At 53.4% G+C, this 15,949-nt stretch carries 12 protein-coding genes; 7 read left to right on the top strand and 5 right to left on the bottom strand.

Annotation, left to right across the window (positions count from 1 at the left end; translation table 11 throughout):
• Window positions 1–74: 74 nt before the first annotated feature.
• The 5 genes from I4V53_RS13295 to I4V53_RS13275 all read left to right on the top strand — a co-directional run bounded on the left by I4V53_RS13295 (window position 75) and on the right by I4V53_RS13275 (window position 4,673).
• Window positions 75–1,010: a S1 RNA-binding domain-containing protein gene (locus tag I4V53_RS13295; RefSeq protein ID WP_195986181.1), complete on the top strand. Its 936-nt coding sequence runs from the start codon at window positions 75–77 to the stop codon at window positions 1,008–1,010.
• 132 nt (window positions 1,011–1,142) lie between these two features.
• Window positions 1,143–2,162 (top strand): alpha-hydroxy-acid oxidizing protein, encoded by a 1,020-nt coding sequence (locus tag I4V53_RS13290; RefSeq protein ID WP_195986180.1) that lies wholly within the window; start codon window positions 1,143–1,145, stop codon window positions 2,160–2,162.
• A gap of 152 nt (window positions 2,163–2,314) precedes the next feature.
• Window positions 2,315–3,316, top strand: a complete 1,002-nt coding sequence (locus tag I4V53_RS13285; protein WP_195986179.1) for a hypothetical protein — start codon at window positions 2,315–2,317, stop codon at window positions 3,314–3,316.
• 16 nt (window positions 3,317–3,332) lie between these two features.
• Window positions 3,333–3,593, top strand: a complete 261-nt coding sequence (locus I4V53_RS13280; protein WP_195986178.1) for a helix-turn-helix domain-containing protein — start codon at window positions 3,333–3,335, stop codon at window positions 3,591–3,593.
• 30 nt (window positions 3,594–3,623) lie between these two features.
• Window positions 3,624–4,673: an acyltransferase family protein gene (locus I4V53_RS13275; protein ID WP_195986177.1), complete on the top strand. Its 1,050-nt coding sequence runs from the start codon at window positions 3,624–3,626 to the stop codon at window positions 4,671–4,673.
• Window positions 4,674–4,715: 42 nt separating this feature from the next.
• Here I4V53_RS13275 and udk read toward each other — a convergent pair whose 3' ends face one another.
• Window positions 4,716–5,357 carry a uridine kinase gene (gene udk / locus I4V53_RS13270; protein ID WP_195986176.1) on the bottom strand — a complete coding sequence of 214 codons (642 nt, stop codon included), beginning with the start codon at window positions 5,355–5,357 and terminating at the stop codon, window positions 4,716–4,718.
• Between the two features lie 17 nt (window positions 5,358–5,374).
• Entirely contained in the window at window positions 5,375–5,950 is a 576-nt protein-coding gene (locus I4V53_RS13265; protein ID WP_195986175.1) for a nitroreductase family protein, read from the bottom strand.
• Between the two features lie 535 nt (window positions 5,951–6,485).
• Between I4V53_RS13265 and I4V53_RS13260 the strand changes: the two genes are divergently transcribed.
• On the top strand, window positions 6,486–7,862 hold the full coding sequence (locus tag I4V53_RS13260) for a citrate/2-methylcitrate synthase (protein WP_195986174.1): 1,377 nt from the start codon (window positions 6,486–6,488) through the stop codon (window positions 7,860–7,862).
• Window positions 7,863–7,918: 56 nt separating this feature from the next.
• On the opposite strand, the gene I4V53_RS13255 is transcribed toward I4V53_RS13260, so the two are convergent.
• The 3 genes from I4V53_RS13255 to I4V53_RS13245 all read right to left on the bottom strand — a co-directional run bounded on the left by I4V53_RS13255 (window position 7,919) and on the right by I4V53_RS13245 (window position 10,785).
• A complete protein-coding gene (locus I4V53_RS13255) occupies window positions 7,919–8,584 on the bottom strand; it encodes a Crp/Fnr family transcriptional regulator (RefSeq protein ID WP_195986173.1) in 666 nt (221 codons plus the stop codon).
• A gap of 66 nt (window positions 8,585–8,650) precedes the next feature.
• Window positions 8,651–10,411, bottom strand: coding sequence for a M56 family metallopeptidase (locus I4V53_RS13250; protein ID WP_195986172.1), 1,761 nt, complete (start codon window positions 10,409–10,411; stop codon window positions 8,651–8,653).
• Complete coding sequence (locus I4V53_RS13245) at window positions 10,408–10,785, bottom strand: BlaI/MecI/CopY family transcriptional regulator (RefSeq protein WP_195986171.1); 378 nt, start codon at window positions 10,783–10,785, stop codon at window positions 10,408–10,410. Before I4V53_RS13245 ends, I4V53_RS13250 begins: the two co-directional genes overlap by 4 nt.
• Window positions 10,786–11,078: 293 nt before the next feature.
• On the opposite strand from I4V53_RS13245, the gene I4V53_RS13240 reads away from it, so the two are divergent.
• Window positions 11,079–15,949: discoidin domain-containing protein (locus tag I4V53_RS13240; protein WP_195986170.1), on the top strand; the 4,871-nt coding region annotated here is incomplete at its 3' end.

Genomic DNA, 15,949 nt, shown 5'->3' with positions numbered 1-15,949 from the left:
TTATCACCTTTGCGCACGAATGCCTCTGTTAAAAATCGCATATAGATACGGTAAGACAGTAAGGAGGGTTTAAAATGATTGACTATTACCCCGAGGGCTGGCTGATCGACACAGTGGAAAACCGCGCGGCTTTGCAGAGCACCGCGGCGCTGATCGAAGCCTGCCGCACGGGTCAAATTTTGGAAGGACGTGCGCTGGTCTGTGACAGCGCTCATAATCTGCTGGTCGACCTGGGCTGTGTCAAAGGCGTGATCCCGCGCGAGGAAGGCGCGGTCGGCATCCGGGAAGGGACCGTGCGCGACATTGCGATTATTTCCAGAGTCAACCGTCCGGTCTGCTTTGTTGTGACCGGCTTTCAAAAAGACGGCGAAGGACACACCACGGCGCTGCTCTCCCGCCGGATTGCGCAGGAAAAATGCAGGGAACAGTTTGTCAGCCGCCTGGCGCCCGGCGACATCATCAACGCACAGGTGACGCACCTGGAAAATTTCGGCGCGTTTGCGGACATCGGCTGCGGCATCATCGCACTGCTGCCGATCGACGCCATTTCCGTCTCCCGGATCGACCATCCGCGGGAGCGCTTCAGCGTGGGAATGAATATCCGCACCGTCATCAAATCCATTGAAAACGGGCGCATTACCCTGAGCCACAAGGAGCTGCTGGGCACCTGGGAAGAAAATGTGGCTCAGTTTGCCGCCGGGGAAACGGTGGCGGGCATTGTGCGCTCCGTGGAGCCATACGGTATTTTTGTGGAGCTGTCTCCCAATCTGGCGGGCCTGGCGGAAAGCCGCGAGGACGTCATTCCCGGGCAGCAGGCCAGCGTCTACATAAAGAGCATTATACCCGCGCGCATGAAGGTAAAGCTCGTCATCATCGATACCTTCGACTATCATTACCGCCCAACGCCGCCGCAGTATTTTTACGAGGGGAACCACATCGACCGCTTTGTCTATTCTCCAGACGGCAGCGAAAAAGAAGTGATCACCGATTTTTCCACATCAAATTTATAAATCCCAAACAGGGCCGCCCTGCGAAGCCTTCTGACGAAGATACTTTCGCAGGGCGGCTTTCTCTGTGCCGGGATAGAAACCTCTTCAAAATTGTGATATACTGGGCGCAATGAATCTGAGGAGGCATCCGATATGGAATACAAAGAACTTCTGGAAAACGCAAGAAAAAACATGGCCCCGAACTGCCGCGTCTGCCGTGAATGCAACGGCGTGGCCTGCCGCGGGGAAATCCCCGGAACCGGCGGAAAAGGGACAGGTTCCGCATTTATCCACAGCTATGAAGCGCTGGAGCGGATTAAAGTGAACATGGATCTGATCTATACCGACAATGGACAGGATACCGCCTGCTCCCTGTTCGGCAAGACCTTTGCCGGCCCGGTCTTCGCCGCTCCGATCAGCGGCCTTTCCAATAACTACAATGGCTATTTTAACGAAAAGACGTACGCGGCGGAGCTGGTTCCCGGCATGATTTCCGCGGGCTGCGCGGCTTTCACCGGAGACGGCGCGGCGGATTTCTTCTTCACCGACCCGCTCTGCGCGGTAAAGGCCGTGGGCGGCGTCGCCGTTCCCACCATCAAACCCTGGGACAAGGCCAAGGTACTGGAGAAAATCCGGCTGGCAGAAGAGGCCGGCGCAATGGCGCTGTGCATGGATATTGACTCCGCCGGGCTTCCCCTGCTGGCGGCGGCCGGTAAACCGGTCTGCTCCAAAAGTGTAGACGAACTGCGGAAGATCATTGCTTCCACCAAGCTGCCGTTACTCCTGAAGGGCATCATGACGCCGGAGGGCGCGCGCAAGGCGGCAGAAACCGGTGCATACGGCATCATCGTTTCAAACCACGGCGGCCGCGTGCTGGATCATACTCCCGCGCCGGCGGAGGTGCTTCCCGCGATCTGCGACGCGGTCGGCGGGCGCATCAAAGTGCTGGCGGACGGCGCGATCCGTACCGGTGCGGACGTCTTTAAGGTGCTTGCCCTCGGCGCGGACGCGGTGTTGATCGGACGGCCCTATGTGACCGCCGCCTGCGGAGGACATGCGGAAGGCGTTGCCCTGTACACGCAGAAGATTCTTTCCGAGCTGCGCGACACAATGAAAATGACCGGGTGCGCTGCGCTGGCGGACATCACCCGCAAAAAAATCAATCTACCCTGATTCATACGCAACCAGCCTCCCCGTGAGGCTGGTTTTCTTTTTCTTCCATTGACTTTCCTGATTCGTTGTGCTATTCTTAAATCGTAAGTAGTAAGCAGTAAGTAGTATGTAAATACTACCCGACCGTTGGGATACCCTGAGGAGGTTTCGATATGGAAACATTCACCTTTGCACAAAACTTTGCTTTGATCGCACTTAACGCGCAGGACAGCCTTCACATGCCGGTTGTAAAGAAAATTGCCGTGCGCTGCATGGCCGCCGCCGCCATTCTGGAATGTTACATGGATCACGGATTTGCCATGCAGGGGGAACAGCTGACGCTTGACCGCACACATTTAGACCGTCCGGGTCTTCCGCAGCATCAGCGGACGGTGTTGGAATGCATACTGGGCAAAAAGGCATCGATACAAAATACCCTTCCCCATTTTCTGGAGCAGGTAACCCATTTTTCCAACCGGAAGCTCAAGGCCATAGAGCGTTCATTCACCGACTACCTGAAAGCGCACGACGTACTGGAGGAAATCCCAAACTTGCTGGGCTGCGATATGAACTATGTCACAGCAGAGGTATCCATGCGGGAATACCGGAGTGACGAATCCCTGTACGCGCGCCTGACAGAGGGGCTTCGTGCGGAAATTCTGGAAGATGGAGCGGTAACGGACGATACGCTGCTGATGCTCTGGCTTTTGCGGGAAAGCAGCTGTCTGTTCGACCTCTTCTCAGAAGAGGAGGTTCACCAGGTCGCCAGCCGCATGAACGAAATCTACTATGAAAACGCCCTTGCCAGGCAGCTTTTCGTCGTGGGGATTCACAGATCCTGGGAATTCTTCGCCAAAAACTTTTTAAAAGCCAAGAAACAAACCTTTACCACACCGGTTGGTATCGGCGTCAACTTCACTTTTCCCTTTCTGGAGCGTTCGCAGTCCATTTTTATCGACGTGGAGGCGTGGTTTGAAGGAAAAGAAAACCGCCTGCAAGATGTGACCGCCCGTCTGGAAAAATACGGCCACCACTATACCGTCCTGCGAGAGGGCACCGTACCACTGATTAAAATAGACAACATCCTCTATGAAGCCATACCTACGATCGTCCAAAGCAAAGTACCTATCCAGGGCATGCGCCTGCGCAGATACCCACAGGCAATTTTAAAATGACAGGAAGGGGTAAATCATGTCCCGGCAGCGTTCAATGGAAAAGATACTGGCATCCGAATATGTTTCCATCGGGGAATTGGTGCGCCTGACCGGGTGCCGGTACAGCACCCTGAAATTTTACACGGAAGAGGGGATGCTCCCCTTTGAACAGGAAGGGGAAAATCTGACCCGCCGCTTCCCCCGTGAGGAAGCGGTCGCCCGGCTGGAAGAAATCCAATCTTTAAAACAGCAGGGTATGTGCATCCCGGATATCAAACAAAAGCTGGCCGGCAGCTAGGCCGGCCAGCACAGGAATAAGGAGAACTTTATGAACGCGTTTTTGCAGTCCGGTTTATTTTACATTGTCGCGCTTCTTCTCATTTTGTCGTTCCGGAAGTTGCCCGCTGCCGCCGGAGAAAAGCTGGGCAGAGACACCTCCCGGGAATTAAAGGGCCTGGCGATTCTGATGGTCCTGTTTGGGCATATGACATTGGTACACGGCTGGACCCGTATCCCCGCCACGCCGGTATTGGGGGCGCCGGCAGTAGAAATTTTTCTGTTTCTTTCCGGCTTCGGGCTGGTTTCATCCTATTACCAAAAAGGGTTGAAGGGATTTATCCCGCGCAGGCTGCTGGTGGTCCTGGTTCCGCTGTGGATCGTCAATCTGGTGAAAATCGCGTATTACGCTGTCTTCCAGGTTCCTCCCAAAAACATCCTGCTCAGTTTTATTCTGGTGGACATCGGCAGCACAGACCCATCCATGTGGTACATTCAGTACATTCTGCTTTGTTACCTCATTTTCTTTCTGGTATTCTGTATCCGCCGGCTCTCCCTTAAATGGAAAGCTGTCATTGTGTTCCTGATTTTTGCATCGGCGGCTATTGTCAACGGCCTGATTTTCTATCAGGGGCTCACACCGGATTCCCCGTTCATGGAGTGCTACTCGCATCACCTGAGCTTCGGCCTGGGCGTCATATTTTATCTGTTTTACCAGCGGTATCAGAAGCTATCAGGAAAAGGGCTTTCGGTCCTCTGCGCGCTGGCGTTCATCTTTACGCAGTTAAACGCATACGGTTTTGTGCAATATGAGACATATTACCTGCTGAACTTCTCTTATCTGGTTTTCTGCGTCTCCCTGTTCGGCCTGTTAAGCGCCAGAGGGCTGCACTCCAGGCTGCTGGCAAAGCTGGGAGATCTGGCCTACTATATTTACCTTAATGAATACGTGCTGATGCTGGCGGTCCGGTTTCTGATTGATATTCCAGACGGATACAAAGCATTGCTGGTTCTTGTTTTATCGGTGGCATTGGCGGTTCCCACCAAGCGGGCCGGGGATTGGATTGTGCGGAAGGTCTCGCCGCTCATAAAGGCAGGATAAACAGAAACGGCGGAACGATTTCTCGTTCCGCCGCTTTTCGTTTCAGCACAGGTCAAACAGAGCCGTATGTTGGAGCAACGCATGGATGCGGTCCACCAGCATATGCAGCGCCACGCTGTTTTCCCCGCCCTGCGGAATAATCAGATCCGCGTATTTTTTGCTGGGCTCCACAAACTGCTCGTGCATAGGCTTGACCGTCTCCACATACTGGCAAATGACGGAGTCCAGGCTGCGCCCGCGTTCTTTTACGTCGCGCAGCAACCGGCGAATCAGACGAATATCCGCATCCGCGTCTACAAACACCTTGATGTCCATCAGGTCGCGCAGTTCCCGGTTTTCAAATATCAGGATACCTTCCAGAATGATAACCGGCGCGGGTTCCACATGTACGGTTTCCGGCGTACGGGAATGCGTGGCAAACGAATACACCGGATGGTCGATTGGACGATTCTCCTTCAACTTTTTAATATCCGCGATCAACAGGTCCGTATCAAACGCATTGGGGTGGTCGTAATTGGCTTTGACCCGCTCGTCAAACGGGATATTCGTGTTCGCATGATAATAAAAATCGTGGGAAAGGATCAGCGCTTTGTCGGCGATCGCGTGCTTTAGTTTTGTGGCCAGCGTCGTCTTGCCGGAGCCGGAACCGCCCGCCACCCCGATCACAAAGGGAGATCTCGCCATACTTCATCGCCTTCCTTTTAGAGCAAAATATCCTTCAGGCTGCGTTTGGGGACATAATGCACATCCTGTTCGTCGCGGTAATAGTCGGTGGAACCGTCCTCCCTCACCTCGGTCAAAACGATTGTTTCATCCGGTTTCCCCAAAGCAACAATCAAAACCGGGCTGATATGCTCTGCCAGGCCGAGAGCCTGCCGGACCTCGCCCGCGTCGTAATTGCCAATCATGCAGCCGCCCAGCCCCATTTCCACGGCGGCGAGCAGGATGGTCTGCGCCACAATCCCCACATCCCTTTGGAAGCGCGGAAGGGATGAATGCCACTCCGTCTCCTGACAGATTACAATAAACGCTGTAGGACAATGCCCCGGATGCGGCAGCGTCAGTTCAGGCAGGGCGCGCGCCCACCTGGTGAGCGGCTGGATTTTTGCTACCGTCTCCGCATCGCAGGCCAGATAATATTTGAACGGCTGCATGTTGACGCTGGACGGCGCATAGCGCGCACAGTCCACCAGCTCTTCCAGCTCGTCCCGGGTGATTTTGCGGCTTTCGTCGTAACCGCGGTAGCTTCTGTTTTGTTTCAATAAATCTTTTAACACAGGAATCCCCCATTTTCCGCCCCGCAGGGCCGTTTTCATGATTTTTTATAAACTGCAATAAACCGGTATCTAAAAAATTTTCTGTTGGTAAAGCAGGATAAAAAACTGCTGTTTATGTTCATTCCTATTGTAATCCATTCGGCAAAAGCGTGCAACCCGGCTTGATGCATGTTGCATATTCCAGTTGCATTTTGCAGCTGCGGCGCTTCAATCCAGCATATTTTTTGCTTCACATGCTGCCAGAGCGCTTGTTTTCTCACCGTTTTGCATAATCTTGCCCGGCTTTTTTCCCCATTTCTCAGACATTCTTGCATGAAATTCACATTTAGTTAACAGGTGGCTGCTTGCTAAAACTGCTAAAATGTATTATACTTAATATTAATAATTAACTGCTTAACGATAATGCGTCAAATTACAGTGCCGTCGTTGTGGCGCTACAGGCAGTTGTCCCCTGGCTGCCGGGGACTACAAAGCCGGTTGAAGAATGGGCAGTATAATCGGCTTTATTGAATACCATAGGAAAAGAGGAATCAGAATGGCAAAAACGACGAATGACGAATTTTTTGAGATCACTCCCGACATTTTGGAGCTAACGGATCTTTGTAAATCGCATAGTACCATTGACACCAGCCTTTACGCCAAATATGACGTCAAGCGCGGCCTGCGCGACATCAACGGCAAAGGCGTCCTGACCGGGCTGACAGAGATTGCGGAGATCGTGTCCAGCAAGGTGGTCGACGGGCAAACCGTTCCCTGCGACGGCGAGCTGTATTACCGCGGCGTCAACGTACAGGATCTGGTAAACGGCTTCCTGCGTGAAAACCGCTTCGGTTTTGCGGAAACCATTTATCTGCTGTTGTTTGGAGAGCTTCCCACCATGGTACAGCTCGAAGAGTTTAAACAGATCATGAACAAGTACCGCACGCTTCCCACCAATTTTGTGCGCGACATTATCATGAAGGCTCCCACATCGGACATGATGAACACCCTGGCCAGAAGCGTTTTGACTCTGTACGCATACGACGAAAAGGGCAACGACACGTCTCTGCCGAACGTTTTGCGCCAGTGTATTGAACTGATTGCTCTGTTCCCACAGCTGGCCGTCTACGGCTATCAGGCGTATTACCGTGAACTGCATCCCTCCAACAGCTTTTTCATTCATGTTCCGCAGCCGGAGCTTTCCATTGCGGAAAATATTTTGTATATGCTGCGTCTGGACCACAAATACACGGATCTGGAAGCGCGCATTCTTGACCTTGCGCTTGTCCTGCACGCGGAGCACGGCGGCGGCAACAACTCCAGCTTTACCACGCACGTGGTAGCGTCCTCCGGCACGGATACCTACTCCGTTATTGCTGCGGCGCTGGGTTCCCTGAAGGGCCCGAAGCACGGCGGAGCAAACATTAAGGTAGTCAAGATGTTCGAGGATATGAAGGCCACTATCAAAGACTGGGAAGACGAGGATGAAATCCGCGGCTACCTGCATAAACTGCTGAACAAGGAAGCCTTTGATAAGGCGGGTCTGATTTACGGCATGGGCCACGCGGTGTATTCCATCTCCGACCCGCGCGCCAACATCTTTAAGACCTTTGTGCAGAAGCTGTCTGAGGAAAAGGGCCTGTCCAAGGAATACGGCCTGTACTCCCGCGTGGAACGCCTTGCGCCCGTCGTCATCGGAGAAGAGCGTAAAACCTACAAAGGCGTCAGCGCCAACATCGACTTCTACAGCGGTTTCGTATATCATATGCTGGGCCTTCCGCCCGAATTGTTCACGCCGGTATTCGCCATGGCGCGCATCGCCGGATGGAGCGCACATCTGCTGGAAGAGCAGATCAACGTGGGAAAAATCATCCGCCCTGCGTACAAGAGTATTTCGGCTCACAGAGAGTATATCCCATTGGATCAAAGATAAAACAACCAACCACAAACGGAACCGGCGGCAAAGCAAATGCTTTGCCGCCGGTTCCGTTATTTTTGTGAGGCAAACGCAGCGCTTCGCAGCTGCTCCGGCGCCGTCACAGTGATTTTTCGATAATGGGTGGCAATCCACCCTTCCTTTTCAAACCGCCCCAAAATTTTACTGACCGTCACGCGGGAGGTCCCCGCCAGATTTGCCAGCTCTTCATGCGTACAGCTGACCGGCTTGTGTTCCGCGCCCGACAGATTCAGCAGCAGCTGTGCCACCCGCTGGTCTGCGCGCAAGAAAGTCATATGGTCCACCTGTGCGGAAAGCATCCGCACCGTGCGCGCCAGATACCGCAGCAGATCCATCGCGAGCGCGGGCTGGCGGGCAAAATACTGCAGCAGGCAGGCGCGGTCCACCGCCACAATATCCGAACGGGTCAGCGCTTTGGCGGATGACATGCGCGGAAGCTGGTCCAAAAACGCCGCTTCTCCAAAAATTTCTCCCTCTTCCAGAATCGTCAATGTTTTTTCCATGCCGTTTTCCGAGCTGAGAAAAACTTTTACCCTGCCTTTGCGCAAATAGTACAAGTATTCCGCGTGTTCCCCCTGCAGATAAATCATCTGTCCCTTTGCATACGCGCGCGGCGTCTGAAGGGTATCGAATACACGCCAGATATTTTTCTCCAGGTGTAGTTCTCTGGCGTCTAAAAAGAAATCGGAGCCTTCCATTGTATCCCTTCTTTCCCCTGCCGCTATTGTACAGGGATTTTAAAAGGACTGCAAGCGTTTGGCAGCTTAGCCGGCTTCTCTTGTCAGGACCGCAAGATAGGTGTTCCGTTTGTCCCGGGAACACCGGGCAATCCAGGCGTCCCTGGCGTCGTCGGTGAGATAGGGCGCCGCACTTGCAAAATAGGTAAGCTTTCGATCCTGATACGCCTTTTCCATATATACATTGGCCAGATCACCATCCGTCTCCCCCAAAATGGATGCATATAAAGCTAGCTTGCCTTCCTGGTACGCCCGATTCACATAAATGTCGGCCAGCGTATGGTCCACCTCTCTCAGGACGGCTGCAAAAAAAGCAACCTTGCCATCTGTAAACATCCGGTCACAGAAGCTCTTTTGCACCTCCTCCGGCAGGGATGGAAAAACCGCAACAAAACTGACAAGGGAACCGTCTGCATAATACTGCTCCGCCAGCTTTTCCGGACTTTCTCCACCAACATATTCTACAGAAATCACCAAAGGCTTTTCAAAAGGCAGCGCACTATTTGCACGCTGTATTTTCAATTTCTCAGAGAGGGCTTTCAGCGCGTTCATCACATTTTGATCCGTCATATACGATTTGCAGGAGCGATCAAAAGACACCTTGACGGCGCTTCCGTCCGCCAGGACAAGCTCCGCTTTGTCCGGATATGCTTCGTCCAGCTTTCCTTTTACATTCCAGCCAATTTGAAAAATATACGGCGCCTCATAATAGCCTGACTGTGTGTACGTGTAGGTTTCTCCGTTCCATTGCCCTGTTCCATGCCAAATTACAGTTGAAGACGGAACCGGCGATGCATACGCCCCAACCGCGGATGCGCCGACACATAAAGCCATTGCCGTCAACAGAGCGGCAGCGCGGACCGGTTTTGACTGCGCTTTGAAATCCATAATGGCAACCAACCTTTCTTTTAATTGTTTTTTACTCTCATGCAGCGTAACGGACGCAACAGAATTTTTGTAATTTCCTCCGGAAGCGACCGCGTTGAGCAACATATCCCCGTACGCTTCCCGCTGCTTTCGATCCAATTTGCCAATCACCGCTTCATCACAGGACAGCTCGCAGGCTCGGCCGATTTCACGCCCCATCCAATAAACCAGCGGATTAAACCAGTGCATACAGATCGTAAGCTGGACCAGCCACTTATAAAACATGTCTCTTCTCTTGTAATGAATCAGTTCATGCTGGATCGTATATTGAAATTCGGCTTCCGGCAAGGAAACAGAAGGAAGTACAATACAGGGACGGAAAAAGCCGATCAACACCGGAGAAGAAAGCATCGGATTGACGCGCAGTTCCACAGCCTTTTTGATACCGAGACGCTCTTCCAGCTCCGCCGTCTGGTCGAGCAGCGGGATGTCCGTCACCTCCTCCCATCCAGCCCTGATAAACTTTATAAAGCTTTGATAAACGGTGATCTTCCTTATAAACAGCACAAGTACGCCCATTAACCAGACAACCCACAAATTTTGAAAGAAGCCTGCGAGAACCGGCGGTTGCTCATCATCGCTTTCAGCGTCTGTTTCCCCCTCCTGCAGAGGAATCCCCTCTGCACTTTGGTCTTTCTCTGTATAGGGAACCACTTGAACCATCGCCTGCTCCATCCCCTGATATAAATTGACCGCCGGCGCAAAGGGCAGCAGCAAGCGGACAACTGCAATCAGCCAAATATAGTACCGCCACGCTTTACTGAATGTCCTCCCGCACAACCGGATACCAAGATACAGTAAAAGAATCGACAGAGCGCCTGACAGGGAAAGCGACAGGACGATTTTCAAAACCTGATTCATCGCTCTTTCCTACCTTCCCACAGTTTCTTTAAATCCTCATACTCTGCCGACGTCAGCATCTCCGTTTGAATCAGCGTTGACACCAGCCCTTTAACATTGCCCTCGTAGAGCTTGTCCAAGAGCAACCTTGTTTGGGCCGCCTGGTAATCGGCTTCCGTAACCAAGGCGGTGTATTCATTCCGACGGCCGATTTTACGAGTCTTCAGCAGCCCTTTCTCCACCAGGCGGGACAGCAGGGTAATGACCGTGTTCTTCTGCCAGGTCTTCCCCACAGCCTCCAGCGCGTCCATGATATGCGCATAGAGCGCCGTCCCCCCATTCGCCCATATGATCTTCATCAGCTCCAGCTCAGAATCCGAAACCTGCTGCAGCATTTCCAATCCCCCTTTGCCTACGCTTTGTAGTCTAAGTATAAGATAACATGTTGTAGTCCTATTGTCAACGGCAAAGATTATTTTTTTAGCATTCCACACACGAATAAACCACATTGACTTATTTTTTTAGATGTGTTTTAATAAAATTGCAACTATTCGTTGAATTAGTCTTGTCGGAATGGAATTTCATTGGATCGTTCGTTGGTTCTCTCCCGGCAATCGGAAGGCAGGTGAATTTGATTCGAAAGCGTTGGGATACAACGGTATTCCTATGATGAAAAGGAGGAGTTTCATTGTTAAAGAGGAAATTGACCGCACTTTTCCTGTCCGTCTCCATGTTGCTGACGGGCATTGGAACCGTTCCCGCAGCCGCGCTGGCAGCGGACGGGAACATTGCACTGAACAAACCGGCAACGAGCAGCCGTGTGGACCGCAACAATGCTCATATGACCTCCAGCCTCGCGCTGGACGGAGACGCTAAAACCCGCTGGGCCACCGGCGCTTACCTGCCGGAACGGCACGGGCCAACGGATGAGAACTGGATCTGTGTTGATCTGGGAGGCGTATACGACATTTCCCGCGTCGTGTTAAATTGGGAAGCTGCCTACGCCAAGGACTACGATATTCAGGTTTCGAATGACTACACCTCTTTTACTACCGTTTATAACGGTACGGCCAAAGGCGGCGGTATTCAATCATTGGAACTCTCCGGTACGGGCCGCTATGTGCGTATGTACGCCAATGAAGTTTTTCGGGCGGATTACGGCACCTCTCTTTATGAATTTGAGGTCTACGGCACACCGGTGGAAAATCCGCCGCAGACAACGGACGTGGTCAACGTCAACGTGCAGGCGCATAATAACGGCTGGAGCATCTGTTCCACCGGCACCTGGGCCGCAAAAGGCGGTGAAACCACGGTTCATTTTATGCCGCTGGAAAGCTGCACGCTGCAGTCTGTTCTGGTAAACGGCGAGGAAAGAATCAGCGAAGTGCGGGAAGACGGCACGCTTGTCTTACAGGCTGATGAGGACCTGCAAGTGGTTCCCGTATACCGGCGCGTCCCCTCCTCCCGGTTTGAGGCGGAGAGCACCAAGGTGGTCGACGCAGACGGTAATGTAATTACCGGAAGCATTAACAGGGATGAAGCCGCCAGCGGCGGCGCCTATATGGGGCAGACCGGAGGCAAAGGCTTCATTCTGGAGAGCACCACCCAGGCAAACCGCATTTCTGTGGCATATTCCTCCCCCAACACCAGCACCATTACGGTTTACATGCTGCAGGGAGACGACACCTATGAGGAGATCGGCGCAATCAACTTCTCCACCACCGGCGGCTGGTACATGGATACTTTGAAAATTGCGGATTCCGACGCGCTCTACATCCCGGAAGGCGCAACGATCAAGCTGGTTCCGCAGATGGACGTCAACCTAGATTACTTCACGCTTTCCTACGGGCAGCTGTACACAGAGGAAACGATCGCTGCCAACACTCTTCTGGCAAAAAATGCAGAATTGACAGGCGCGGCGCTCTATGAGGACATTATGGCCACCGTGGGCGTCTCTGTAAAGATGGATCACGCAGGGCAATCCGTTTCCTTTACGGTTCCGGACAATCTGGGAGAACTGAACGTATACAACCTGAAATACAAGGCGGACGTTCCGGTTCCGGTCACGATCGGAATCGGCGATACCAGCCGGCAGGTTACGCTGCCCGCTACACGCCCCCATTATTACGAGAGCTTTGGCGAAAAGGAAATCCCCATCGCGTCCGGGGAAACCTTTTCCATTTCCCTGCCCGCAGACGCCGAGCTGTATTTGGACAGCCTGTCGTTTAACTATGCAAAACCGATCAGCCGGTTTGCCGTGGAGCAAATGCCCACCGGCAGCGAGCGCCTGGAACTCAACATGAACGGCATTTGGGAATGCACCCGCTCTTCCTTCAGCAAAGGAAGCGCCGTACCTCAGGCGATCCCAAAGACGTTTGACAATTCCATTCCCGTGCCGGGCTTCTGGGATCAGGCCAGCGTCGCGATGCCGAACTATAACAATTCCGCTCTGTGGTATCACACCACTCTCACCCTGCCGGAAGCCCCGCAGGGCAATGCGGTGCTGCGCATCGGCAAGGCGTATTATGGGCGTTATGTCTACGTCAACGGCGTCTATGTGGACGACTACCAGTACAACTATACGTCATCCAATATGGACATAACCGATCTGCTGCACGAGGGTAAAAATGATATCGTCATCATGCTGGGCAACTATGAACAGCAGCGGACCGATCCGGACTGCCCGGCGCATGTGGGCACCGACGGGGAACGCAACAGCTATTATTCCGGTATCATCGACGGCGTCACGTTCATTCTGAACGACTCTCCCGCCGTAACAGCGTTGCAGACCGCGCCCAATCTGGAAGACGGTACCGTGAAAACCCGCACTACGCTCAACAATCGTACAGACGCCGACGTCACCACCGGCGTCACGTTCAATATCTATGAGCTGGGCGTCTTCAAAGACGGCGTACCCACACAGGAAAAGAAGCTGGTCGGTACCCATACGGAAGCAAATGTTTCCGTTCCCGCTGGCAGCAGTACAAAGTTTGACGTAGAAGCCATTTCCATCGCAGGCTGCACAGAGGACAAATTCTGGACGCCGGACAATCCATTCCTGTATGAGATGGAGGTCATCACAAGCGGTGATACCTATACCGACCGCTTTGGCATGCGCACCTTCCACTTTGACGCGGAAACAAAGCTGCCCATGCTGAACGGCAAGGTCTATTATCTGCGCGGCACCAACGTCGCCATGAACCGCTTCTACGAAGACCCGCTGCGCGCGGACCATCCGTTTGACCGCGAATGGGCCCGAGACGTCTACCAGCAGTTCAAGGACATGCATTGGGATTCACTGCGCTTCCACGTCGGCTTTGCGCCGGACGTCTGGTACGACGTCGCGGACGAAGAGGGCTTCATGATTATGGATGAGTACGCTGTCTTTGGACATTGTGCGGACGGCTGCACCATGGAGACGCTCTCCCCGGAAATGTATGTCTGGATGGACGAAAAGTGCAACAATCCGTCCCTGATCATCTGGGACATCCAGAATGAGGCGAACAATCTGACAGAATACTCCGCCACCATCCGGGCGGTACGCGATTACGACATCCAGAACCGCCCCTGGGACAACGGCTGGACTGCCCCACAGAGCGATACTGACCCCAGCGAGTGTCACCCGTATATGTTCCTGAATAACTCTTTTACTCTCTCTGACTATAATACCATCTCTAATACCGAATACAAAAGCAGCGGCAGGGACCCCTGGGGCAACGACAACCCAAAAATCAACAACGAATACGGCTGGCTCTGGCTGGACCGCTACGGCGATCCAACCTCCCTGACAAAGGGCTACTATGACAAGTGGCTGCCCGGCGCCACCCGTGAAGAGCGCCTGGAATTCTACGCGAAAGCGGTTGGACAGAGCAGTGAATTCTGGCGCGAGGGCCGCCACTATGTCGGCCTCATGCATTTTGCAGGCCTTACCTACTCCAAGCCAAACGCGGGCGGCGCAACCAGCGACATTTTCATGCCCGATATCAGCAACCCGACCATACACCCCTGTATTAAGGAGGCGTTCCGCAACGCGTTCGCACCGGTCGGCGTCATCATCAAAGACTGGTCTGAAACGGTTCGCAAGGGGACGGTCAAGGAACTCCCCGTCACTGTCGTCAACGACCGGAACGAGAACCTTGACGGGTTGGAGGTCAAGCTGACCGTTTTGAAGGACGGCAAAGAAATTCTCAGTGAAACCAAGGTATACGACGTCAAAGCAGCGGGAGACGCAGATGGCGGGGACCGGCAGGTGCAAACGTATACAGTCAAGGTTCCGCGCACGGATGCAAAGCTGTACGAGGTCACAGCAGAGTACACTCTGGACGGAGAAACCGTCTACAGCCGCAGAACCTGGACCATCGATGACAGCCCCGTCAGCATTGCACAAGGCAAAGAGGCCTTTGCCAATCTGGAAGAAACCAAATACCCCGCTTCCTACGTGGTGGACGGCAGCAATGGTACCCGCTGGAGTTCTTATATTGAAGGTTCTTCCGCAGAAGTGCTTAACAACGCCTGGATCACCATCGATCTGGGAGAGGCCTACCGCATTCATAAGGTCCGCCTCAACTGGGAAGCTGCCTATGGTAAAAAATATCTGATTCAGGTGTCCGACAACAACGAAGAATACACCACCATCTATGAAGGAAGCGCCTCCGGAGAAGGCGAGCAAACTTTTGAAGTCTCCGGTACCGGCCGCTACCTGCGCATGCAGGGTGTGGAGAGGGGCTCTTCCTATGGCTACTCCCTGTTCACCTTTGACGCATGGGGCGAACCGGTCACACCAAGAACCTACGCGGTTTCCGTCGCGGACGTCGCCGGCGGCACAGCGAACGTAACGGCTAACCCGGCGATGGCAAAAGAAAACGATTCCGTTTCCATCTCTGTTGCGAATGTACAGCAAGGCAAGGAAATCCAGTCTGTTTCTGTGACGGATGAGGATGGATTTGATATTGAAACCGTCAAACAGGAAGACGGAATCTATACCTTCGCCATGCCTCCCTGCAGCGTTACCGTTCAGGTCGTTCTGAAAGATTCCGCACCGGTCGGCAAGCAGGTTCTGACCGTGCAGTATGGAACAAACGCAAAGCTGTCTGTGGAGGGTGCGTACGAAGCGCTCATCGAGAGAGACGGTATGCTCGGCGCAACGGTCTATGTGGGCGACAAGCTGACTCTGGCCTTCACCCCGGCGAACGGTCCGTTTGCAAGCGCGCAGCTCAACGGCGCCGATATCCCGTTTGAGGCCGATGGCTGCACCTACACCTACACTATGCCGAACGACAAGGCCGTCCTGCGCTTTGTGTTCACCAGCGTGAGCAAAGATATTCTGGAAACTCTGCTGGAGAAGGCAAACGAAGTGACCGACGAGCAGCTTGACAAGCTGGTCCCGTCCGTCCGTGCAAAGTTCATCGCGGCGCGTGACAACGCACTAAAGGTCTTTGAAAGCGAAAAAGCCACCCAGGACGAAGTGAACGAAGCCTGGAAGGAACTGCTCGACGCGATGCATTACCTCTCCTTCGAGGAAGGCACCAAGGACGAGCTGGAATACTGGATCGACTACGC

The sequence above is a fragment of the Clostridium sp. D33t1_170424_F3 genome (genome assembly GCF_015667585.1).
Taxonomy (GTDB): domain Bacteria; phylum Bacillota; class Clostridia; order Oscillospirales; family Acutalibacteraceae; genus Anaeromassilibacillus.
The sequence above is the reverse complement of the archived record's forward strand: the minus strand, read 5'-3'. Positions and strand labels throughout refer to the sequence as shown.